The following is a 21,655-nucleotide window of genomic DNA, read 5'->3' as shown; positions in this document are numbered from 1 at the left end:
TGTGGAGTACGCAGCAGATGGGGGTTTAGAGCTGTCCGTTGGAAAAAGTTACCTTGTTGGGCTGCATTGGCTGCCGCCCCTCTGATCTGCAGCTTCGATTTATAGTGTTAAAACTGAAGTTTCAGTTTTGAAGTTTCAGCAGCTTAACCCACAAATTCATGTTCAGATTTCAACCTTCAGACCAGCGTCCTGCCAGGCCTGAAAACCGCCAGTCACTGAATAAACCCGGCTAAAGCCCATTTGTTGTAACGACAAAGCGGCGAGCGCAGAGCGGGCACCACTGCGGCATAATAAATACACGGCTTTACCGGCTAAAGTAGCCAGAGCCTGATCGGTGTCACAAATAGCAGCAACAGCCGGATGCTGATGAATACGCATTTCCAGTACACCACGCGGATAATTCACCGCACTGTGAATATGGCCGGCATTAAATTCGTCCGGTTCACGCACGTCAATCAGAATGCTGTGTGGGTCACTGAGGGCGCTAGCCAGTTGCTCAACGGACACTTCGCGGATCTGACTTTTGGCCTCGGCCACCAGCTGTTGGGCGTTTTTCATGGTTGTTCCTTGCATTTGGTTAGAAAATTTTGGCTGAAAAGCTGGGCTTAATGTAGCGGCTGGCCGGCAGGCTGACAATGTTTATTAGGCTGATCTAATATTGGGGCCGGCTTGTAATCATAGAATTGCCTTCTTATTATCAAAGTCCATATCAAGCCTTTGTCAGCATTACAGCTTTAACCCAGCAGGAGTGTTGTTTGTCAGGTACAGGTCAGCAGTTATCCAGATTAAAACTTTATTTTCGGCAGACGGTCTGGCTGCTGCTGGCTTTTGTCGGCAGTTTTTTCTGGTATGTGCGTTCAGAACAGGTGATTGACCAAGCCAACCAGCAGCGTCTGGTGTCGTTTTTCCTGGCCGACGAACTTCGGCAAACGTCCGATGATTTAACCCGGATGGTGCGCAGTTATGTCACCACAGGCAACCGGCAGTACCGGGATTATTTTCGCGAAATTATTGCTATCCGCGATGGCAAGGCGCCAAGGCCGCAGGATTACCACCGCCTGTACTGGGATTTAGTGGTGGCAGGCAGCAGCAAACCCAAGGCTTATGGGCCAGCGGTTGCCTTGCTGGAACTGATGCAACAGGCTGGTTTTACTGAGCAGGAATTTGCGTTATTGGCCAAGGCCAAAGCCGCCTCTGATGATTTAACCGCTATTGAATTTCAGGCGATGCAACAGGCTGAGGACGCGGCCGCGTTGCCGTTACCGGCTCAGCTACAGGCACGTCATAACGCGCTGCAGCTGCTGTTTGATGACAGTTACCATCAGGCCAAAGCCGGTATTATGCAGCCGATACAGCAGTTTTATCTGCTGGTCGACAACCGCACAGCGACGCAAGTGGAGCAGGCAATGTTGGCAGCCGATCTGCTGCGTGCCCTTTTTATTGCCATAGCCTGTGCGCTGTTTTTACTGGTATGGCGGGTTCAGCGCCAGTTTCATGCAGTGCTTGGCACCTCCCTTGCCGATTTATACAAACATATCAGTGTGTTGGGGTCTGCTAAAGAGGGTGCCCTGATTGAAGTGGCTGCAGATAAACAAGACACAGTGCTGGGCTGGCTGGCGCGCACCCAGCAGCGGCTGTTGCAGCTGGACGATACCAGGCGGATGGCACAGCACCGGCTGGAACATCTGGCGCATTATGACGGCCTGACCGGCCTTGCCAACCGGCTGTTATTGCTGCAGTCGTTGCAACAGGCGATGGATCAACAGCCCCAGGTTTTGTTGGGGCTGGCTTATCTCGATATCGACGGTTTTAAAGGTATTAACGACCATCATGGCCATCAGCTGGGGGATCAGGTACTGGTGAAGCTGGCGCAGCGGCTGTCGCATCTGCAAAGACCCAAAGATTTGATTGCCCGTTTTGGCGGTGATGAGTTTGTGGTGCTGCTGTATTCGCTGGACAGTGAGCAGCAGGGCGCCATCTTGTTACAGCGTTTGCTTAGTGAAATCAGTTTACCGGTGTATGTCGAAGGGCTGGAGCTGCGGTTGTCGGCCTGTGCCGGCTTAACTTTTTATCCGCAGCCCGGTGTGCAGGCCGATCAGCTGTTACGTCAGGCCGATCAGGCAATGTACCAGGCCAAACAAGGCGGCAAAAACCGTTACCATCGTTTTGATGCGGCGCAGGAGCAGCAGCTGCGTGGTTATCATCATCAGCTGGAGCAAATCCGTCAGGCGCTTGAGCAACAGCAGTTTGAGCTGTTTTATCAGCCCAAAGTGAATATGGCAACAGGGGAGGTGACCGGGCTGGAAGCGCTGGTGCGCTGGCAGGATCCAAAGCGTGGTTTATTAGCGCCGGCAGCTTTTTTACCTGTGCTGGAGCAACATTCGCTGGGCATTAAACTGGGGCAATGGGTGTTGGCCGAGGCGGTACGGCAACTGGGCAGTTGGCTTAGACGCGGCATCCGCTTGCCGGTCAGTATTAATATTTCGGCCAATCATTTACAACATGCTCATTTTGAACAGGATCTGGCTGCTTTATTAGCGCCCAATCCAAAGTTGGCGCAGTATATTGAGTTGGAAATTCTCGAATCCAGTGCGCTGGATGATATCAGCACTGTCAGCAGCCTGATGCGCAAATGCAGTGCGCTTGGCGTGCGTTTTGCGCTGGATGATTTTGGCACCGGTTATTCGTCTTTGTCTTATCTGAAACGCTTGCCGCTGCATAGCGTCAAAGTGGATCAGAGTTTTGTCCGGGACTTACTGGTGGATGATGACGATGTGCCAATTTTGCAGGGCATTCTGGCGTTAACCCGCGCTTTTGATATGCAGGTGATTGCAGAAGGGGTAGAAACCGAAGGCCATGGCTACAAACTGCTGCAAATGGGTTATCAGCAAGCGCAGGGTTATGCCATTGCCAGGCCTATGCCTGCAGCTGCGTTATTAGACTGGTTGCCCCAGTGGCAACCACCGCCTTCCTGGTTGTCCTGTTGCCGCTAACCTCTTGTGAGCCATCACGCTGAATAATAACGGCTCATTGTGATTGCCTGCGCTTTGCTGCTGCGCCTGTGGCTGGTTATTTTCCGGCCTTTTTATCCCGCTGTATTGACGAGCTTCATAAAATCACCTAACTTCTGATGATAACTTTGAAAGCGCTTTCAGGTTTGCGACAACACAAAAATCCAGTGGCCACTGATACAGTAAGTTGCTGAAAAGCCTGAATAATGCTGGCTATTGCTGCCGCAATACATATTGTCATAACAGTGATGTTTAACCCGCAGTGCAACAGCACACTGCGCCCTGGCTTAGCCGCCGGGTTTTGCCGGTGGCAGCACACAACCACAGTGAATAACGATGAAAACAATTCAGTTACCCAAAGATTCCAGACTCTGCCAGCGCGATTTTATTTTTGGGGTGGCCACAGCGTCTTTTCAGATTGAAGGCAGTGCCGACAGCCGTTTGCCCTGTATCTGGGATACTTTTTGTGCCACGCCGGGCAAGATCCGTGATGGCTCCAACGGTCTGGTAGCTTGTGATCATGTCAACCGCTGGCAGGATGATGTGCAGCTTATTCAGTCGCTGGGGGTGGACGCTTACCGGTTATCCATTTCCTGGCCCAGGGTGATGCATCAGGACGGCTCGTTAAACCAGGCCGGTGTTGATTTTTATATTCAGCTGCTGGATGCACTTAAAGCGTTAAATATCAAAACCTTTGTCACTTTATATCATTGGGATTTACCACAGCATCTTGAAGATCAGGGCGGCTGGTTAAACCGGCAAACCGCCTATTTATTTGCCGATTATGCCGACAAAATCAGCCGCGCTTTTGGCAACAGAGTGGACAGTTATGCCACCTTAAATGAGCCTTTTTGCAGCTCTTATTTAGGTTATGAAGCCGGTATTCATGCCCCTGGTAAACAGAAAAAAGCCTGGGGCCGGCAGGCGGCACATCATTTGTTATTGGCACATGGGCTGGCGCTTCGCGTGCTGAAAAAAAACAGCCCCCATAGCCTCAACGGCCTGGTGCTGAATTTTACCCCTTGTTATGCCCAGACTGAGGATCCGGCCGATGTAGCGGCGGCGCAGCTGGCTGATGATTATTTTAATCAGTGGTATATCAAACCTGTGTTGGACGGAGAATATCCGCAGAGTTTTGCGCTGCTGAGCGAGCAGGATAAACCCAGCATTGAACCAGGCGATCTGGCCATTATCAGCGAACCACTGGATTTTCTTGGGGTGAATTTTTACACCCGCACTGTGTATCAGGCCTGTGCTGAACATGGTTTTGCCCCTGTGGATATGGTGGATGCGCCCAAAACCGATATCGGCTGGGAAATTTATCCGCAGGCTTTTACCGATTTACTTGTCAGTTTGCATCAGCAATATCAGCTGCCGCCTGTCTATATCACTGAGAATGGCGCGGCGATGGACGATAAACTGCTGGGCGGCGCAGTCAATGATGAAGACCGGCTGGCCTATTATCAGGCGCATTTATTGGCGCTTGACAGTGCCATCCGGCAGGGCGTGCGGGTGGATGGTTATTTTGCCTGGAGCCTGATGGACAATTTTGAATGGGCCGAAGGTTATTTAAAACGTTTTGGCATTGTGTATGTCGATTACCCGACACAGCAGCGCACCATTAAAACCAGTGGCCTGGCCTACCGCGATTTTATTCAGAGCCGTTGCCGCTGATGCGCAGGACGCTGGCAGCTTGCCTCTTGTTTTTGCATGCGCCTTGCCAGCTTCTGTCTGATCCATTAGGTTTGAATGCTGCTGTTGCAGCACCATAATGTCGCGTACTTTTACTTTATAACAACAAGAACAGGGGAAGGCCGATGGTCAGCGTCAGGGAGAAAATAGCGTACGGGCTTGGCGATACCGCCAGCAATATTGTGTTTCAGACCGTGATGCTGTTTTTAACCTTCTTTTACACCGACATTTTTGGCATTTCACCGGCTTTTGTTGGCACCATGTTTTTAGTGGTACGTATTATTGACGCTATTACCGACCCGTTAATGGGCGCGCTGGCTGACCGCACTCAAAGCAAACATGGCAAGTTCCGGCCTTATTTATTGTGGTTTGCGCTGCCTTTTGGCCTCTTTAGCGTGCTGGCTTTTACCACTCCGGATTTTTCTGAAAACGGCAAAATGTGGTACGCCTTTCTGACTTATACCCTGCTGATGCTGGCGTATACCGCTATTAATATTCCGTATTGTGCTTTGGGCGGGGTGTTAACCGCCGATCCGGGTGAGCGGGTGTCGGTGCAAAGTTACCGTTTTGTGTTTGCCATGCTGGGCGGCCTGTTGGTGTCGGCCTGCACTTTGCCGCTGGTGGATTATTTTGGGGAAGGTGATAAAGCCAAAGGCTATCAGCTGACCATTCTGGCAATGAGTGTGGCCGGGGTGCTGATGTTTTTAGCCTGTTTTTACGGCACCAAAGAGAGGGTACAACCGCCGGCTGAACAAAATAGCCTGGCGCAAGGTTGGAAAGCTTTATGGGCCAATGATCAGTGGCGGGTGTTGTCGTTGGCGGCGCTGTTTTTATTGTCGGGCGCTGTGCTGAAAAACACCCTGGCCATTTATTATGTGAAATATTATCTGGAACTGCCGGATGATATCAGCCTTTTTATTACCCTGGGAATGCTTGGCAGTATTGCCGGTTGTATGGTGGCGCAGCCGCTTGCTAAAAGGTTTTGCAAAGTAAAACTGTATATTGCAGTGCAGCTTTGTGCCGCCGCTGTTTGTGTGGCCGCTTATTTTATCGAACCTTCCCAAAGCCTGCTGGCGTTTGGCTTTTTTATGCTGTGGAATTTCTTTTTTAACGCCGGCACACCGCTTTTGTGGGCAAAAATGGCCGACACTGTGGATTATGGCCAGTGGAAAACCGGCATCCGCACCACAGGCATGGTGTATTCATCCATTATCTTTTTTATCAAACTGGGCCTTGCCATTGGTGGTGCCGCCGCCGGCTGGTTATTGGCCGGTTATGGTTATCAGGCCGACCAAAGCCAGACTGAAACCGCCAAACAAGGTATTTTATGGTCGTTTTGTCTGTATCCGGCCCTTGGCTCAGTGCTGGTGGCACTGGTGATGCGCTGGTACATTCTGACCAATGAAAAAATTGCCCGGATCAGCACGGATTTACAAAGAGCCGATGCTGAAAAGCTGGTAAGCTAAAAAGCACAAACAACCTAAGCGTATGTGAATAAAGGACTTATGGCTACAATTTACGACGTGTCATTGATGGCGGGCGTGTCGCTGGCAACAGTGTCTCGGGTGATGAATAACAACACCAACGTCAGCGAAAAAACCCGGCAAAAAGTACTGGATGCTATGGCTGCGCTTGGCTACAGGCCCAATACCTTTGCCCAGTCGCTGGCGTCAAACTGTTCTAACAGCGTAGGGGTGCTGGTGTCGCAGCTGGACGGTCCTTATTACGGTCCTATGATGGCGGAAATTGAAGCTTCGCTGCGCAGCAAAAACAAACATGTGATTATTGCCGTCGGCCACAGTGATGCGGCGCAGGAAATGGACAGTGTGGAGTTTTTGCAGGACAGAGGTTGTGACGCGCTGATCCTCGACGTAGAAGCGGTGTCGGATGAGTATTTAATTAAACTCAGCCAGGGTGACAAGCCGATAGTGCTGATTAACCGCTATATCGAACAAATCAGCGACCGTTGTATTTACCTGGATAACGAGCTGGGTGGTTATTTAGCCTGCCAGCATGTGTTACAGCTGGGCCATAAAAATATTGCTTATATTTCAGGCCCTAAACGTAAACACGACGCGCTGGAGCGCCTTGAGGGCCACAAAAGAGCTTTGGCTGAATTTGGCCTCAGTTTTGACCCCAGACTTTGTGTGGAAGGCGACTATAAAGAAGACGGTGGCGTGGCCGGCATGGAACAGCTCTTTGCCACAGGATTGCCATTTAGCGCCGTGGTCTGTGCCAACGACCAGATGGTGTCGGGCGCCATTTCCGTTTGTTTAGACCGCGGCCTGAAAGTGCCGGGTGATTTATCTTTTGTTGGTTACGACAACATTCCTTTTGCCCGTTATATCTCCCCCAAACTCACCACAGTGAACAACCCCATCCACGAAATGGGCAAAATGGCCGCTTTGTGGTTATTAAAACATCTGTACAAAGACGACAGCGTGGTTGTGAATAATGTGTTTGTGCCAGAGCTGGTCGTGCGGGAGTCGGCAGCAGCGCTGAAGGGCTGATTTGGCTTGTTTTCAGCCTGCAGCTGATGGCGCTATAGCAGCGGGGTCTCGCCCGCGGGGGCGAGACCCCGCATTCGCGCCATGCCGCAGGCATAAAATAAATCAATAATACCAGTAGGTTGCTGAATAGCGCTGGTCAGCGACAGATAAGGTATTTGTGCCATGCCACCGGCATCAAGCAAAACGCCGCCAACACTTTGGCAACACCAAGCCTCAGCTCAAAATCCAATACCAAATCGGCAAAGTGACAAAACTCAACAACAACCCAAAACCGACCAGATTCCCCACCATCCTGGGTGCCAGGCCGGCCATAATAGCGATGGCGCCGGCGGAAATCATCGGTGGCATGGCGGCTTCAAAAACCGAGACCGTCACTGCTTTGCCTTCTAACCCCAGAGCATAACAACCGGCATAAGCCAATAACGGCATTAAAATCAGTTTGATGCTGATCCCACTCACCAGCGGTGATAACCTCTCGCCACCGAGCGAAAACCTTAAGGTAAAACCTACGGCCACCATAATCAGTGGCACTAAAGTTTGTGCCAGGTTGTCGATCAGCGCCTGGAAAAAACTGGGGTAGGGGGTGTTTTTCAAAAGCAAAGCTGCCACTAAGGCCAGAAAAGGCGGGAAAGTTAAAATTTTCAGGCTGATACTTTTGACCGTGGCTTTTTCGGCGCTGGGGCTAAATGCAGCGGCCAGAATAGTGGAGTAGGTGGCAAGAGCGACAAAAGAGCCGACCTGGTCGTAAATCAGCGCATAAGGCAGATGGTCGCCACCAAAAAACGCCTCTATCATTGGAAACCCCAAAAACGAGGTATTACCAAGTGGCAGTACTATTAAAAGTGCTGCGGTAACGTCGCGGCTCCACTGGAACATTTTACTGAGCAGCAGCACCAAAGCCACCACGATGAGCAATAACAGCCAGGGCGTTACAGCAGGGATCAGTAGCGCTGAGGATAAAGTCAGGGCCGGAATTTTCTGCAAAATAAGGGCTGGCAAAGCAATATAAAGCACAAAAGCATTGAGTACAGCCGGCGTGTCCTGGCTGAATTTGGGGATAAAACGGACGCCAACCCCAATGGCCAGATACAGCAAAATCAGCAGAAAATTATCCAAAATAATACTCCAAAGCAGTCAACAGCCAGCAAAAAGCCTGGAAGTACCGATCATAACCGCTGGCAGTTTTTACCGCTATTCGACTTCTGGTGAACAAGATGTTTTTAAGGTTAAAGCAGTGCTTTACGAAGCTGTCACTTTTATGGCTGCGTCTGCGAACCTGTGACTTGCTGAATTCGCGTTTTGAAAACTAAGGTTGCTTTGGCTGCGGCAGTAGTTCTGACAGTAAAGCTCCGGCAATCAGTCGGTTCTTGTCGGCTTTTTTTAACTGTTTTAGCTGATACTCCCAAAGACTTGCCACACTGCGGTTTGGAGCCTGATATTGCCACACCAAAGTTAATGGCCCTTTACCGCGTAAAGCTTTGGCACCACCGGTGAGTTCGCCACTGTGTTGGCGCAAGCGTCGTGCCGGGTCGGTGCTGATGCCGGTATAGAGTACACCTTTGCCGGTTTGCACCAGATAGACAAACCAGGATTGGGGCGTTTTTGTTTCTGTCTCAGATTGGGGTTCTGGCGCTGCTGACAAAGGTGAAATATCCCGCAAAGGTTGATTCTGCTATACTCTGCTCGTTTTTTTGGCCGCCGTTTTTTCCGACAGCCGTTGTTGTAGGCCGCAAAGGCCAGCGCCCCAATTCAAGGAACTTTATGCAATTTGCAGATTTGGCGTTAAATGCGCCTATCTTAAAGGCAATCGCCGAGCAGGGCTATCAAAGCCCAACGCCAATTCAGCAAAAAACCATACCGGTGATTTTACAAGGCAAAGATGTGTTGGGTGGTGCCCAAACCGGCACCGGCAAAACCGCCGCTTTTACCTTGCCGATATTGCAAAAGCTCAGCAGTGCGCCCAAAAGCCTGCAAGCCAAACAAGTACGTTGTTTAGTGTTAACACCTACCCGTGAACTCGCCCAGCAGGTGGCGGATAATATTGCCGCTTACGCCCGGCATTTACCGCTGAAAACTGCAGTGTTTTATGGTGGTGTGTCGATGAACCCACAGCTGGAAGCTGCTGAAGGCGGGCTGGATATTTTAATCGCCACACCAGGCCGGCTTTTGGACCATATGCATCAGGGCACCATCAGCTTGTATCAGCTGGAAGTGTTAGTATTGGACGAAGCTGACCGTATGCTGGATATGGGCTTTATTCACGATATTAAGCGGGTGATGGCCAAGTTACCGCCTGAGCGGCAAACGCTGTTGTTCTCTGCCACCTTTTCCAAAGAAATCAAAGAGCTGGCAGATACCTTACTGAAAAGCCCTGAGCTGATAGAAGTGGCCACCGCCAACTCGGCGTCTGCCCAGGTGCAACAGCTGGCGTTTCGGGTCGATTCGCAGCGTAAACGTGAGTTGTTATCTCATGTAATAGGTGCCCGTAACTGGCAACAGGTGCTGATTTTCAGCCGCACTAAACATGGTGCCGACCGCTTGAGTAAACAGCTGGCGCTCGATGGTATTGAAGCGGCCAGTATTCATGGTGATAAAAGTCAGGGCCACAGAACCAAAGTGCTGCAGGATTTTAAAGACGGCAATTTGCGGGTCTTAGTGGCCACCGATATCGCCGCCCGTGGCCTGGATATTGAAGATTTGCCGATAGTGGTGAATTACGATTTGCCGCATGTGGCCGAAGATTATGTCCACCGTATTGGCCGTACCGGCCGAGCAGGCCGTTTTGGTCTGGCGGTGACTTTAGTGACACCTGATGATTTACCGATGCTGGCGCAAATTGAAAAACTGATTAAACAGGTGATAGAGCAGCAGGTATTGCCGGGTTATGAGCATAATCCGAAGTTTAATCACTCCAGTAAAGCCAAAGAAGATGCTGCTGATGCTGAAGTAAAAATGAAGAAAAAAATCAGCAATAACAAAAAGTTGTCTATTGAAAAGGCCAAACTGCGCGCTATAGCGCTTGGCAAAAAAAGGCCACAATAACAGCGGCTGGTATCTGGCCTATTGTTGTAAAAACAAAAGGAGCCAATGGCTCCTTTGTTGTTCGATAAAACAGCCAGCTTTGTGCTGCTTAACCATCCACAGGTTCAAGCGGCGTTTTTAACGTCAGCTGATAAAAAGCTAAATCCAGATAACGGCCAAACTTAAAACCGGCCTGGGTAATGGTGCCGCTGTGCACAAACCCATGTTTTTGGTGCAAGGCAATACTGCCGCTGTTGCTGGCATCGATGCCACCAATCAGCAGGTGATAACCCTGTTGCTCTGCGCTTTGAATCAGCTGTTGCAACATCAGGCTGCCATAACCTTTGCCCTGATGATCCGGGTGCACATAAACCGAATGCTCCACCGAATATTTAAAAGCCGGAAATGCGCGAAAAGTGCCGTAACTGCCAAAAGCCAGCAGCTCACCCTCATTGTTTTTTAACCCCCAGACCGGGAAGTTGCCGGCAGCTTTATTGGCAAACCACTGCTGCATAGTGTCCAGCGTGCGGGGTTTGTATTCATATAAAGCTGTGGTGTGCAAAATGGCGTGGTTAAAAATAGCCAGAATGGCTTTGGCGTCTGTATCAAACTGGCAAAGCGAAAGTTGCATCCGGCTATTCCTGTATTGCTGTGCGGCTGTATTAACTGCGGTAAAGGGTTTTGATCAAATGAAAACCAAACTGGGTTTTTACCGGACCATGGACTTCTAATAATGGCTTTTTAAACACCACATCGTCAAAAGGTTTTACCATTTGGCCGGCACGGAATTCGCCTAAATCACCGCCTTTTTTCCCTGAAGGGCATAAGGAGTGTTTTTTCGCAAGCTCATGAAAATTAGCACCTTTGGCCAATTGTTGTTTCAGGTTTTGGGCTTCTTCCTGGGTTTTTACCAGGATATGACAAGCACAGGCTCTGGCCATCAGTTTTACTCCTACCACATGATTCTGAGCGCGCGACTGCAACGCGGCCGCGCATTTTAATGGAAAACTCAGGTTCGCAACAGTAGCTGTTTAGACCAGTAGTGGCGTTTTGTCATTGACAGCCAGGGGCATAAATGAGTAAAGCTATGTTTTATAAAAATAAAAATGGAGGGAAAAAATGGCAAAGTGGTTGTTAAGAATTTTAGGGGTACTGCTGTTGGCTGCAGCTGTGCTGGTGGTGAATGCGGTCTGGTTTAAACCTTTTTCCAGCCGGGTATTTTATGAACGGGTGTTTCTGGAATTTGGTCTCACCAGCCCGGAGCTGCTGACTCAACTGCGGCTACTGGAGTCTTTTGGCCTTCGCTCGCACAATGCGCAGCTGGATGATCGCAGTCAGCAGGCGGCGGATCAGCAGTTTGCCAAAATGAAAACCGACCTTGCCACACTGCGCAGTTATGACCGCAATACGATGTCTGAAGCACAGCGGCTGAACTACGATATGCTGGAGTGGTTTATGGCGCACAGCAGTGAAGGCGAACGCTGGCGTTATCACAGTTATCCGGTCAATCAGTTGTTTGGGATTCAGAGCAACTTACCGAAATTTATGGTCAGCAGCCATCCGCTGGCGGATCTCACCGACGCCGAACACTATATCAGCCGGTTAAACCAGTTCCAGCGGGTATTTAGTCAGGTGGTGGAAGATTTAAAAATCCGCGCTGACAAAGGCGTGATCCCACCGCGTTTTGTGCTGGAAAAAGTGCTGGCCGAAATAGAGGGCTTTACCGCAGGTTCTTTGGAAGATCAGCTGCTGTATAAACACTTTGCCGATAAAATCAGTCAGCTCAATGATATTGATGCCGCCACAGCCACAAGGTTAAAACAACAGGTGGGCGAGGCAGTGCAGCAGTCTGTTAAACCGGCTTATCAGCAGCTCAGCAGTTATTTACAAAGCTTATTGGCACAAAGCAGCACCGACGATGGTGTCTGGAAGTTACCGGACGGTGATGCTTATTACGCCTATATGTTAAAACAACACACCACCACCGACCTCACACCTGAGCAAATCCATCAGCTGGGTCTGGCGGAAGTTGCCCGTATTCAGGCACAAATGCAGCAGATTTTAACGGCGCAAGGCCACAGCGGTGACTCAGTGGCCGCCATGATGACGGCGCTCGGCGACGATCCGCAGTTTTTATATCCGGACACAGCAGAGGCGCGGCAGCAAATTTTGGCTGACTATAAAACCCTGCTGGTTGATATTAATACCAGGTTAGCGCCGGCCTTTAATATCAGACCTAAAGCTGAGATGGATGTGCGCCGGGTGCCGGAATTTAGCGAAAAAACCGCGCCAGGTGCTTATTACAACAGTCCGGCGATGGATGGTTCACGTCCTGGTGTGTTTTATGCCAATTTGTATGACGTGCGGGCCACACCCAAATTTGGCATGAAAACCCTGGCCGTGCATGAAGGTATTCCGGGCCATCATTTTCAGCTGGCGATAGCGCAGGAACTGCAGGGGTTACCTACCTTTCGCAAAATTCTGCCTTTTACTGTGTATGCAGAAGGCTGGGCGTTGTACAGCGAAAAACTGATGGCGGAGCTGGGTTTGTATCAGGATGATCCTTATGGTGATCTGGGCCGGTTACAGGCCGAACTGTTCCGGGCTATCCGGTTGGTGGTGGATACTGGTATTCATCATAAACGCTGGACGCGCGAGCAGGCCATTGCCTATATGAGCAGCAACTCAGGGCTGGCAGCTTCTGATGTGCAGGCCGAGGTAGAACGTTATATTGTGATGCCAGGCCAGGCCTGTGCATATAAAATTGGCATGCTGAAAATTCTGGAACTACGTGAAAAAGCCAAACAGGAACTGGGTGAGCAATTTAAGCTGACTGAATTTCATGATGTGTTGCTGAAAAACGGTGCTATGCCAATTGCCATTCTGGAGCGGGTGGTGGAGCAATATATCCAGACAACCAGGCAAGGTGCAGCAGCCTGACTTATAACAGTCAAAGCCCTGCCTTTTGGTGGGGCTTTGCCATTTTGATCAAACAACAAAGCCACGTCACAGCAGGAAAACGGGTCGGCCACATGAGCGCTCAAACGAGAGTCTGCCATCGCAGTGCACTTTGGTAGGCAACATAAAAAAACGGCGCCTTGGCGCCGTTTTTTACATACAAGCATCAGCTTAGCTGATGCTTGTTCTGCCTGAAAAGCAGTGCTGCTTATTAATAAGCAACATCACGTTTTTCAATCAGATCCAGCTGAACTTCCTGTACCAGGGCAGATTCAGCCAGCGCTTTTCGCAGTTTCATCAGGTTGGTATTTGCTTTGGCTTGTAACAACACCAGACGCTCATCACCGGCACTTTGCACCAGAGTTAAATCAAACTCTTTTTGCAGCTGCGCGAGTTGAGATGCGTCTTTTAACAACACGCTGACAATACCGCTGTAATGACCCAATTCACCTGTCATGCGGTTTTTCACCACAGTACCAGGCACAATGTCAGTGTTTTGCACCAGCATCGGCGACACACTGCGCACAATCACCTGTTCACCAAAGCTGGCAACCACATCAGCAGCCTGTGCTGTTTCAGCAGCAACAACCCGCAGTTCAGGTTGTACTTCATAAATAGGGCCACGCAGGCCTTTTTTAGTCGCTGGCTGAGTCTGTTCAGCTTGTTTGGTCAGTTGACGCAACTCTTTGTCTTGTTCAGTCGCAGTCGCAGGCAAAGCCATGGCAGTAATGAGCAGTGCCAAAGCAGTTAATTTTGTATTCATCGTTTATTCCTCGACTTAGTGACCAAAGACACGCAGAGCTACACCTTCAACCCGAGAGGTTTCGCTGTTATTCATATAACCATCAACTTCCAGAAGACCGCCGGCTGACTCGTAGTTTGCACCGTTGACGTCAAGTACACGGATTTTCCAGGTACCTTTGGCTGACTCACCGTAAAACGCATTGCTTAACAGTACTGTATCTTTCAGCAGATACCCCGGGTTATCAGAGAAATCCGGGCTTAATGCCGGGTAAATCAGTGCTTGTTTAGACGACAACAACACGCTGCGGGTTCCGGCAGGTGAAGTGACTTCAATGGCTAAGTCGATACCGGCAGTGGTCTGGAATACACCATCAGCAGTTTCAAAACCGTAGTTGTATTCAGGGTTTGTGATGCTGAATTTAAACTGTGCCCCTTCCAGTTTGATATCGTCAGTTACGTCAATGCTCAGCTCTGCGCCGGCGACGCTGTTGTCAGGAACGACCAGCGCCAGCGCTTGTTTATCGGCAGCATAGACACCAACACCTTTCCAGGCTGATACTTTTTCAGCTGGTAATGCTTTGTGTTGTTTTGCTAAAGCAACAGCTTTGCCTGCGTCGACGCGACCAAAACCGTAGTTATTGTTAAATTCATAACCGGCTTTGTTTTTCACCCAACCCTGATGCGCAACAAAGTCGCCATCCGGAGTTTTCAGGGTTACAGCTTTGTTGGCCGCATCTACTTTGGTACTGGTTTGTACCAGAATGTCGCGCACGTCACGGTAGCTCAGGTTTGGATTGGCTGACAGCATCAGGCTGACCACACCTGAAGCGTTTGGCGCTGCAGATGAAGTACCGTTAAAGGTTGAAGTGTAGTTACAGCTGGTGTTGTCTTTATGGCCTGGGTTATTAAACGGGAAATAACCGGCAAAAAAACCTGGCCAGTAAGCTTTATCGTATAAATCCACACCGGTAAAGCTACTGTAACCGCGTAAACAGGTCATTTGATCTGTGGTCACCATGGCCGGGGCGAAGGTACCGTATTCACCGGCAGGAGCAGATACTAACAGGTTGGCTCCGGCGGTAGAATAACTGGTGTGACGGCCATCAGAGTTCACTGCGGCAATAGTCATGTAATACGGCGTGTTCTGGCTTGGCTCTAAAGCACCGTTGTAACAGGTTAAGCCCAGGGCGTTGGCACCGTTGTCCCAGCACAGGTCGGCATCATAGTCGTTACCGTCCAGGAATGAGTTACCAGCGGCTTTGACGTTCACCACACCTTTGCCTGCGCGAAGTACTTTGGCGCTGTAAGCCTGGATCAGTTCTGACTGCTCGCTGTAAGCAATGGCGGCTGGTACTGTCGTACCGTAACTGCGGTTAAAGACGGCAACGGGTTCGTTGACACCAATACCACTGCCCGGGTGTCCATGAATTAACAAAGTGCTACGGGCACCTTGAGAGGCCAGGTAGTTCATACCAATCAGTTGGGCATCAGGTGCTACACCACGACCACCCAGACCATTCCAGCCTGTAGCAGCAATTAAACCGGCAACGCTGGTACCGTGGTCGCCACCTGTGGCCATGCTTGTTGGGTTGGTTGGGTCGGCTGCGCCTTTCACCAGATTTAACGAGCGGTTTGGTAACACGTTCGCCACCAAATCTTCGTGGTTAATTTCCAGGCCGCTGTCGACAACGACGGCGATGGTATTTTTACCTGTTGCGCCCAGTGCATAAGCACCCAGCACGTTCATATCTTCGTTGGCTTTTAATACTGAAGGGTCAGCACGTTTTGCTGCGCGCGCATCCGCATCTTCTTTGCTCCAGCCCAGAATACGTTGTAATTGTAACGAGTACTGTTCGATCAGGCTGTCGCTCATGGCATAGGCTTTTTGGCCAGTGTTGCGTAAGTGCCATTGTTGATCCGCCAGTGGGTCGGTTTTTGAGGCGCCGATCTGGATGGTGGCTGTGCTGCTTTCTTTGCCATCAGACACTGTGTAGCTAAAGACTGTGGCGCCAGGTTTTAACGCTGTGTAGCTGAACTCAGGGCCTGTTAACACCAGGTTGCCATTTTTTAACGCATAAACGCCATTTTTAGGCGCGATAGCAACACCGTCTTCGGCTATTTTGGTGATAGTCATTGGATCACCGTCCACATCACGGGCAACTAATTTACCGGTAATTGGCACCCAAACTAAACCGCCGGCAAAACTTTCACTTTTGACTTGCGGAGCTGTATTTTTATTGTCACTACCGCCACACGCAGTCAGTGCAATCAGCACTGATGCAGAGATAAGCGTTCTTTTAAGTTGAAACATGATGATTCCCTGATATTTATTGTCACTAAAAAATAAAGCGCATCCGATGCTAACATTTCGCTCAGGGTGTTTACTATTTTTTAATAAAAAAACCTAAATTGAGTGATTAAAAAGCAAACAAAAAAAGCACCTTGTTGGTGCTTTTTTACGTTTTGCTTGCAATGAAAGGTTAAATTGCTGTGTTAAGCGGGCTGTTGCTGGGTAATACAGTGCACATTGCCACCGCCGAGCAGAATTTCCCGGCCTGGTACTGTCACCACCTGATGTTGTGGAAATACCTTGCTTAAAATTTCAACTGCAACTTTGTCCATCGGATCGTCAAAAGTTGGTAACACCAGGCCGCCATTACATAAATAAAAGTTGATGTAAGAGCCGGCTAAACGCGCTTGCGCTTCGCGTGGTGTGGCTGAACCCGTTAAATCCACTGATGCATATTCTTCAGCTTTGGCCAGCAAAGGGCCAGGCACCGGCAGTTTATGAATAATAAATTTACGGCCTTTGGCGTCGGTGCTGTTTTCCAGCACTTCCAGCGCTGCTTTAGAGCGGGCATATTGTGGGTCAGACTCATCATCAGTCCAGGCCAGCAGCACTTCGCCAGGGCGGACAAAACAACACATGTTGTCCACATGACCGTCGGTTTCGTCATTAAAAATGCCGTCTTCCAGCCAAATCACTTTGTCGATGCCAAGGTAATCACTGAGCTTTTGTTCAATCTGGCTTTTGGTTAAATGTGGGTTACGGTTTTTATTCAGTAAACACTCGGCCGTGGTTAATAAAGTGCCTTCTCCGTCTGTATGAATAGCGCCGCCTTCCAGCACAAAACCTTCAGTGCGGTAACGGGGCAGGCCTTCGACATTCAGTACCTTTTGCGCCACCTGATCGTCTTTATCCCAAGGGAAATATAAACCGCCATCCAGACCGCCCCAGGCATTAAAGGTCCAGTCAACACCCCGTACTTCTTTGCCATTGGTGACAAAAGTAGGGCCTGTGTCACGGCACCAGGCGTCGTCGGTTGACACTTCAATGACGCGGATTGGGTGATTGGTGGGCTCCATTGCCAGCTGGGCCTGGGCGTTGGCAAACTGTTTTGCAGATGCCATCACAGTGACAGGTTCAAAACGGGCAATAGCACGAATGACCGCACAAAATGCCTGTTGTGCCGGCTTAGCACCTAAGCGCCAGTTGTCGGTGCGCTCCGGCCAGACCAGCCAGGTTTGTTTGTGGGTCGCCCATTCGGCCGGCATATAAAAACCGTCGGCTCTTGGGGTGCTTTGTAAGGTACGATCTGAAATAAATCCGCTCACGTCAGGATCCTTATGCTGGTCCAGAGTTCTGGACTAAAGATGACTGCTGAAAAATACTCAGGCCAGAAATCTCCGGCCTGATGTGATGTATTGATAAGGCGTGGGTTTTACCCCCTGAATGCCTTATTCGTTGCTGTTTTTTGGCTTTGTTTTGCCGTCTTTGGTCAGCAGGGTATCAAAAATGTCGATACGGCGGTCACGGAACACACCCCAGCTGCGGCGGATATGCGCCAGCTCATCTAAGTCAAAAGTGTGTACCAGCACAGCTTCGCTGACTTCATCCGCTTCCTGTACCTTGGCACCAAACTGGTCTGCAATAAAACTGCTGCCGTAGAACGTAATAGAAAAATCCTGTTCGGTTTCAGTACCAATACGGTTAGAGGCAATCAGCGGCACCAGGTTAGCGGCGGCATGGCCTTGTTGGGTACGCTGCCAGTGGTCGCGTGATGAAATAGTAGCGTCATGTGGTTCACTGCCAATGGCGGTTGGGTAAAACAGCAGCTCAGCGCCCATTAATGCCATAGTGCGGGCACACTCAGGGAACCACTGATCCCAGCAAATACCAATACCAATTTTGGCATAAGCGGTATCCCAGACTTTAAAGCCGGTGTCGCCAGGGGTGAAATAGTATTTTTCGCTGTAACCCGGGCCATCCGGGATATGGCTTTTACGGTAAGTGCCAAGGTAAGCACCATCAGCATCAATCACCGCCACGCTGTTGTACAGGCAGTTGCCGGCGCGCTCATAAAAACTGATAGGCAGCACCACATTCAGTTCTTTGGCTATCTTGGTGAAATGCGCAACAGCAGCGTTGTTTTCCAGCGGTGTTGCAAATTCAAGATATTCTGGTTTTTGCTTTTGGCAGAAGTAGTTACGCTCAAATAACTCTTGCAGCAGGATAATTTGTGCACCCTGGGCAGCAGCCTGACGTACCAGTTTTTCCCCACGGGCAATATTTTCTTCCACATTCCAGCCACCCACCATCTGGGTAGCGGCAACTGTTACATTACGCATGCAAAGGTTCTCCAAGCCAAAATAAAAAGGACACCTTACTGTAGCCAGTTGTGCTTAATGGCGCAAAACAAAACGCAGCAGAAACAAGCACAATACCGACTGAGTAAAGGTGATTTGGGCGCGCAAAATGCCGGATTTTTCACCGGCCGTCAACGCATTTTTCCTGCCTTTTAGCAATGCACAAAACTGCTGCATCAGCATGGCATGAATATGCTAAATATCCGAATAAAGATGGTTTTTATATGCGGTTTTCACAGTGGCTGTGATCTCTGGTTCAGCGCTTTGCCGCTAATTTGGCGGCCAGCAATAACAATTCAGGTTCCAGCCTGGTTTTATAGTTGATATGCACATAACTAAACTGCACTTCGGCTTTGCTATTGAGAATATAAACCGCAGGCACCGGCAGCACAGCTTTGCCTGTGTTGTCGTAGGTGAGCTCAATACCATAACTGCCTTTATATAAAGCTGTGGTTTTATCGTCCAGATAATAAGCCAGGCCAAAAGCACGGGCGACATGAAGTGGTTGATCGGACAATAAACGATAATTCAGCGCAGCGCCTTTGGTGTTGGCCTGGCTATCCGTCACCGCTTTTGGTGCTTGTGGGCTAATGGCAAGCAGCTGATAACCCAAGGCTTTCAGTTTGGGTTCAATATCTTGAAGCCCTGCCAGCTGGGCATTGCAATAAGGGCACCAGTCACCACGGTAAAACACCAACACAGTAGGTTTTTTGCCAACTTCAGTGAGCAATTGCACTTCTTTACCTTGTTGATCCAATAAAGTAACGGCCGGCGCCGTCATGCCATTAAGTAAAGGCCGGACTTGTTGTGGGTTATCTGCAATGACAGTCGCTGTTGTGTTGGCGGCAGCGCCGAGCGTAACGAGCAAAGTAGTAATCAGCAGCAATGTTTTGGTGGGAAAATACATGGGGCAGTCCTTGTAGGTCGTTGAATACAATAGTTGAGTAAAACAATAAACCGGTAAAAGAGGCCATTTCTTTCATGGTGTTAAAAAAATATTGGCTTTGCTGATCTGGCGCAGGGCAGGCTTCTTATTCTCAGGTAGAATAAACTGCAAATAACAAGCGGCCGGGATGCAGGGGCATGACAAAAAAACTGTTTGATATTCTGATTGTGGGCGGCGGTATGGTGGGCGCTTCGTTAGCACTCAGATTTAGCCAGGCCGGTTTGCAGGTGGCTGTGATTGAAAAAACGCCGCTCAGTTTAGTGCAGGACTCTATGCCCACAGATGCAGCAGAGACCACAGAGCCGCCAATAGATTTACGGGTTAGCGCCATTAACAGACGCAGTGAACAATGGCTGCAGGATATTGGCGTCTGGCAACATTTGCCTGCCACCCGCTTATGCCCTTATCGTGCTTTACAGGCGTTTGAAGGCGACAGCCAGCCTCACAACGAAGGGCTGACATTTACCGCAACTGAGCTGGATCAGCCTTATCTTGGCCATATTATTGAAAATAACAGCCTGCAAAAAACCATGTGGCAGCAGTTTAATGAATTTATTACGTTGTTTTGCCCGGCTACTGTCGTGTCCTTGTCGCAGCAAAGCGCAATTTCTGGTTATGCATCTGTCACCACCAAAGAATTTGGTGAAATTTCTGGCCGGTTACTGATAGCGGCCGACGGCGCACAGTCACAACTGCGCAACCTGGCCGGCATTGGCCACAATGGCTGGCAATACCAACAGGCCTGCCTGGTAGCCACTGTTGATACTGAATATCCGCAGCAGGACATCACCTGGCAACAATTTACCGAACAAGGCCCAAGAGCCTTTTTGCCCTTGCCTGGCGCCCAGGCGTCTTTGGTTTGGTATGACGATTTACCCAAAGTAAAAGCGCTGGCGCAGTTACCGGCGGCGCAGCTTGCACTGGAAATTCAAAAAAACTTCCCGGCCAAACTTGGCAAAATAGCCGTCAAACAACAAGGCTGGTTTCCACTGACCCGAATGCATGCCAACCGTTATTGGCAAGGTAGGGTGGTGTTGGTGGGCGATGCTGCCCACAGTATTAATCCGCTGGCCGGACAGGGTGTAAACCTAGGGTTTGCCGACGCAGCTTTACTTTCAGAGCTGGTGTTGCAGGCGCTATCTGAAGGGCGTGATTTAGCTGATAGCCAGCTGCTGCAACAGTATTGGCAAGAGCGCAAAAAAGCGAACTTATTGATGATGTCGGCGATGGATGGCTTTTATCAGTTGTTTAGTAGCCGCTGGCCAGTGCTCAGACTGGCGCGCAAACTGGGGTTAACTGCAGCGGCCAAGGCCGGTCCACTGAAAGCCTGGGTAGGCGCTTATGCCGCTGGGCTCAAAGGTTAAAGCAGCCGGATCTGGTTTATTGCAACAACCTGCTCAGTCTCAAGCGGTTATTGAACGCCGGCCTGGCTTAACAACAGTGGTAATGCTGTTTTCCAGAAACTGCGCCACTGTTCCAACTCTTCTGCGGTAGTGAGCTGCTCATGTTGTAACGACAAAGCTACTTTATCAGTGGCTTTTTGCTGAATATGAAGCACCAGACGCGAACCGTCCACAAGTTCACAGCGCCAATAACGCCACTTTTCAGTCTGACTGACTCTGGGTTCTGCCTTTAACTGCACTTGATTAAAACTCTGGATGCCGGCAACAGCCTGTAGCCAGAGTGTTAGCGTTTCATCAAGCTGTCCTGACAGCGTTTTATTCACCGATAACTTAAATTGGCCGCTGCAGTCCTGGCCCGGCTGGCGTTTACCCAGATGCTGTTCAAACTTGACCGTCAGACTTTGTGCCCACCAATCAGATACCCCTGACTGGCTTTTTAATAAAGCGGCAATTTGTGGGTGGTTGAGGTTGCCGGCCTGCTGTGCTGTTAAAAAATCGAACCAGCTTTGCAGGCTGCGACCTGTGGCAATTGTGATTTTGTCTGTGGTTTGGCTTAAAGGCATAACCTGGCCTGAGGCAATGAAACAGCTGATTGCAGCATACTCATTTAAGCATACCCCTTGCAACGCCCTTGGCCGCTGACTTTTACAGAACGCAGAAAAAAGAAAACCCAGCATAAGCTGGGTTATCAAAGAATGGCAGGGGTACAGGGATTCGAACCCC

The 21,655-nt window shown here is 49.9% G+C and carries 18 protein-coding genes and 1 tRNA gene (1 of these 19 cut by a window edge); 7 read left to right on the top strand and 12 right to left on the bottom strand.

Going from position 1 to position 21,655, the window contains the following annotated elements; genetic code table 11:
- Positions 1-162: 162 nt before the first annotated feature.
- Entirely contained in the window at positions 163-558 is a 396-nt protein-coding gene (locus V7P87_RS10940; RefSeq protein WP_333797463.1) for a rhodanese-like domain-containing protein, read from the bottom strand.
- Positions 559-755: 197 nt separating this feature from the next.
- On the opposite strand from V7P87_RS10940, the gene V7P87_RS10935 reads away from it, so the two are divergent.
- From V7P87_RS10935 to V7P87_RS10920, 4 genes are all read left to right on the top strand, one after another.
- Positions 756-2,993, top strand: coding sequence for a putative bifunctional diguanylate cyclase/phosphodiesterase (locus tag V7P87_RS10935; RefSeq protein ID WP_333797462.1), 2,238 nt, complete (start codon positions 756-758; stop codon positions 2,991-2,993).
- A gap of 354 nt (positions 2,994-3,347) precedes the next feature.
- Entirely contained in the window at positions 3,348-4,685 is a 1,338-nt protein-coding gene (locus V7P87_RS10930) for a GH1 family beta-glucosidase (protein WP_333797461.1), read from the top strand.
- Between the two features lie 143 nt (positions 4,686-4,828).
- Complete coding sequence (locus tag V7P87_RS10925; RefSeq protein WP_333797460.1) at positions 4,829-6,169, top strand: glycoside-pentoside-hexuronide (GPH):cation symporter; 1,341 nt, start codon at positions 4,829-4,831, stop codon at positions 6,167-6,169.
- Positions 6,170-6,208: 39 nt separating this feature from the next.
- Positions 6,209-7,213, top strand: coding sequence for a LacI family DNA-binding transcriptional regulator (locus V7P87_RS10920; protein ID WP_333797459.1), 1,005 nt, complete (start codon positions 6,209-6,211; stop codon positions 7,211-7,213).
- A gap of 213 nt (positions 7,214-7,426) precedes the next feature.
- Here V7P87_RS10920 and V7P87_RS10915 read toward each other — a convergent pair whose 3' ends face one another.
- A complete protein-coding gene (locus V7P87_RS10915; protein WP_333797458.1) occupies positions 7,427-8,329 on the bottom strand; it encodes an AEC family transporter in 903 nt (300 codons plus the stop codon).
- Between the two features lie 190 nt (positions 8,330-8,519).
- The gene (locus V7P87_RS10910; RefSeq protein ID WP_333797457.1) at positions 8,520-8,855 is read right to left on the bottom strand and encodes a GIY-YIG nuclease family protein; all 336 of its coding nucleotides are present in this window, start codon (positions 8,853-8,855) and stop codon (positions 8,520-8,522) included.
- 119 nt (positions 8,856-8,974) lie between these two features.
- On the opposite strand from V7P87_RS10910, the gene V7P87_RS10905 reads away from it, so the two are divergent.
- Positions 8,975-10,255: a DEAD/DEAH box helicase gene (locus tag V7P87_RS10905; RefSeq protein WP_333797456.1), complete on the top strand. Its 1,281-nt coding sequence runs from the start codon at positions 8,975-8,977 to the stop codon at positions 10,253-10,255.
- An 88-nt stretch (positions 10,256-10,343) separates the two neighbouring features.
- Here the strand turns inward: V7P87_RS10905 and V7P87_RS10900 are convergent, their stop codons facing one another.
- Together V7P87_RS10900 and ppiC are read right to left on the bottom strand one after the other, a co-directional pair.
- Positions 10,344-10,865: a GNAT family N-acetyltransferase gene (locus V7P87_RS10900; RefSeq protein ID WP_333797455.1), complete on the bottom strand. Its 522-nt coding sequence runs from the start codon at positions 10,863-10,865 to the stop codon at positions 10,344-10,346.
- Positions 10,866-10,896: 31 nt separating this feature from the next.
- Positions 10,897-11,175, bottom strand: coding sequence for a peptidylprolyl isomerase PpiC (gene ppiC, locus V7P87_RS10895; protein ID WP_260658277.1), 279 nt, complete (start codon positions 11,173-11,175; stop codon positions 10,897-10,899).
- 178 nt (positions 11,176-11,353) lie between these two features.
- Between ppiC and V7P87_RS10890 the strand changes: the two genes are divergently transcribed.
- Positions 11,354-13,174 (top strand): DUF885 domain-containing protein, encoded by a 1,821-nt coding sequence (locus tag V7P87_RS10890; RefSeq protein ID WP_333797454.1) that lies wholly within the window; start codon positions 11,354-11,356, stop codon positions 13,172-13,174.
- Between the two features lie 229 nt (positions 13,175-13,403).
- Here V7P87_RS10890 and V7P87_RS10885 read toward each other — a convergent pair whose 3' ends face one another.
- From V7P87_RS10885 to V7P87_RS10865, 5 genes are all read right to left on the bottom strand, one after another.
- Entirely contained in the window at positions 13,404-13,955 is a 552-nt protein-coding gene (locus V7P87_RS10885) for a hypothetical protein (protein WP_333797453.1), read from the bottom strand.
- 15 nt (positions 13,956-13,970) lie between these two features.
- Positions 13,971-16,247: a S8 family serine peptidase gene (locus V7P87_RS10880; protein ID WP_333797452.1), complete on the bottom strand. Its 2,277-nt coding sequence runs from the start codon at positions 16,245-16,247 to the stop codon at positions 13,971-13,973.
- A 182-nt stretch (positions 16,248-16,429) separates the two neighbouring features.
- On the bottom strand, positions 16,430-17,551 hold the full coding sequence (aguA, locus tag V7P87_RS10875) for an agmatine deiminase (RefSeq protein WP_333797451.1): 1,122 nt from the start codon (positions 17,549-17,551) through the stop codon (positions 16,430-16,432).
- A 123-nt stretch (positions 17,552-17,674) separates the two neighbouring features.
- Positions 17,675-18,565 (bottom strand): N-carbamoylputrescine amidase, encoded by an 891-nt coding sequence (aguB, locus tag V7P87_RS10870; RefSeq protein ID WP_333797450.1) that lies wholly within the window; start codon positions 18,563-18,565, stop codon positions 17,675-17,677.
- Positions 18,566-18,839: 274 nt separating this feature from the next.
- Positions 18,840-19,490: a peroxiredoxin-like family protein gene (locus tag V7P87_RS10865; protein WP_333797449.1), complete on the bottom strand. Its 651-nt coding sequence runs from the start codon at positions 19,488-19,490 to the stop codon at positions 18,840-18,842.
- 176 nt (positions 19,491-19,666) lie between these two features.
- Between V7P87_RS10865 and V7P87_RS10860 the strand changes: the two genes are divergently transcribed.
- Positions 19,667-20,893 carry an FAD-dependent oxidoreductase gene (locus tag V7P87_RS10860; RefSeq protein ID WP_333797448.1) on the top strand — a complete coding sequence of 409 codons (1,227 nt, stop codon included), beginning with the start codon at positions 19,667-19,669 and terminating at the stop codon, positions 20,891-20,893.
- A 47-nt stretch (positions 20,894-20,940) separates the two neighbouring features.
- Here V7P87_RS10860 and V7P87_RS10855 read toward each other — a convergent pair whose 3' ends face one another.
- Entirely contained in the window at positions 20,941-21,495 is a 555-nt protein-coding gene (locus V7P87_RS10855; RefSeq protein WP_333797447.1) for a hypothetical protein, read from the bottom strand.
- Between the two features lie 133 nt (positions 21,496-21,628).
- Positions 21,629-21,655, bottom strand: a tRNA-Gln gene (locus V7P87_RS10850) (it continues 148 nt past the right edge of the window).

Source organism: Rheinheimera sp. (assembly GCF_036782235.1).
Lineage (GTDB): Bacteria > Pseudomonadota > Gammaproteobacteria > Enterobacterales > Alteromonadaceae > Pararheinheimera.
The sequence above is the reverse complement of the archived record's forward strand: the minus strand, read 5'-3'. Positions and strand labels throughout refer to the sequence as shown.

What these genes read in the sequence shown, in the direction of transcription:
- V7P87_RS10940 (WP_333797463.1), bottom strand. Translation starts at nt 558, where the DNA reads ATGAAAAACGCCCAACAGCTGGTGGCCGAGGCCAAAAGTCAGATCCGC.
- V7P87_RS10930 (WP_333797461.1), top strand. Translation starts at nt 3,348, where the DNA reads ATGAAAACAATTCAGTTACCCAAAGATTCCAGACTCTGCCAGCGCGAT.
- V7P87_RS10925 (WP_333797460.1), top strand. Translation starts at nt 4,829, where the DNA reads ATGGTCAGCGTCAGGGAGAAAATAGCGTACGGGCTTGGCGATACCGCC.
- V7P87_RS10920 (WP_333797459.1), top strand. Translation starts at nt 6,209, where the DNA reads ATGGCTACAATTTACGACGTGTCATTGATGGCGGGCGTGTCGCTGGCA.
- V7P87_RS10905 (WP_333797456.1), top strand. Translation starts at nt 8,975, where the DNA reads ATGCAATTTGCAGATTTGGCGTTAAATGCGCCTATCTTAAAGGCAATC.
- V7P87_RS10900 (WP_333797455.1), bottom strand. Translation starts at nt 10,865, where the DNA reads ATGCAACTTTCGCTTTGCCAGTTTGATACAGACGCCAAAGCCATTCTG.
- ppiC (WP_260658277.1), bottom strand. Translation starts at nt 11,175, where the DNA reads ATGGCCAGAGCCTGTGCTTGTCATATCCTGGTAAAAACCCAGGAAGAA.
- V7P87_RS10890 (WP_333797454.1), top strand. Translation starts at nt 11,354, where the DNA reads ATGGCAAAGTGGTTGTTAAGAATTTTAGGGGTACTGCTGTTGGCTGCA.
- V7P87_RS10885 (WP_333797453.1), bottom strand. Translation starts at nt 13,955, where the DNA reads ATGAATACAAAATTAACTGCTTTGGCACTGCTCATTACTGCCATGGCT.
- V7P87_RS10880 (WP_333797452.1), bottom strand. Translation starts at nt 16,247, where the DNA reads ATGTTTCAACTTAAAAGAACGCTTATCTCTGCATCAGTGCTGATTGCA.
- aguB (WP_333797450.1), bottom strand. Translation starts at nt 18,565, where the DNA reads ATGCGTAATGTAACAGTTGCCGCTACCCAGATGGTGGGTGGCTGGAAT.
- V7P87_RS10865 (WP_333797449.1), bottom strand. Translation starts at nt 19,490, where the DNA reads ATGTATTTTCCCACCAAAACATTGCTGCTGATTACTACTTTGCTCGTT.
- V7P87_RS10860 (WP_333797448.1), top strand. Translation starts at nt 19,667, where the DNA reads ATGACAAAAAAACTGTTTGATATTCTGATTGTGGGCGGCGGTATGGTG.
- V7P87_RS10855 (WP_333797447.1), bottom strand. Translation starts at nt 21,495, where the DNA reads ATGCCTTTAAGCCAAACCACAGACAAAATCACAATTGCCACAGGTCGC.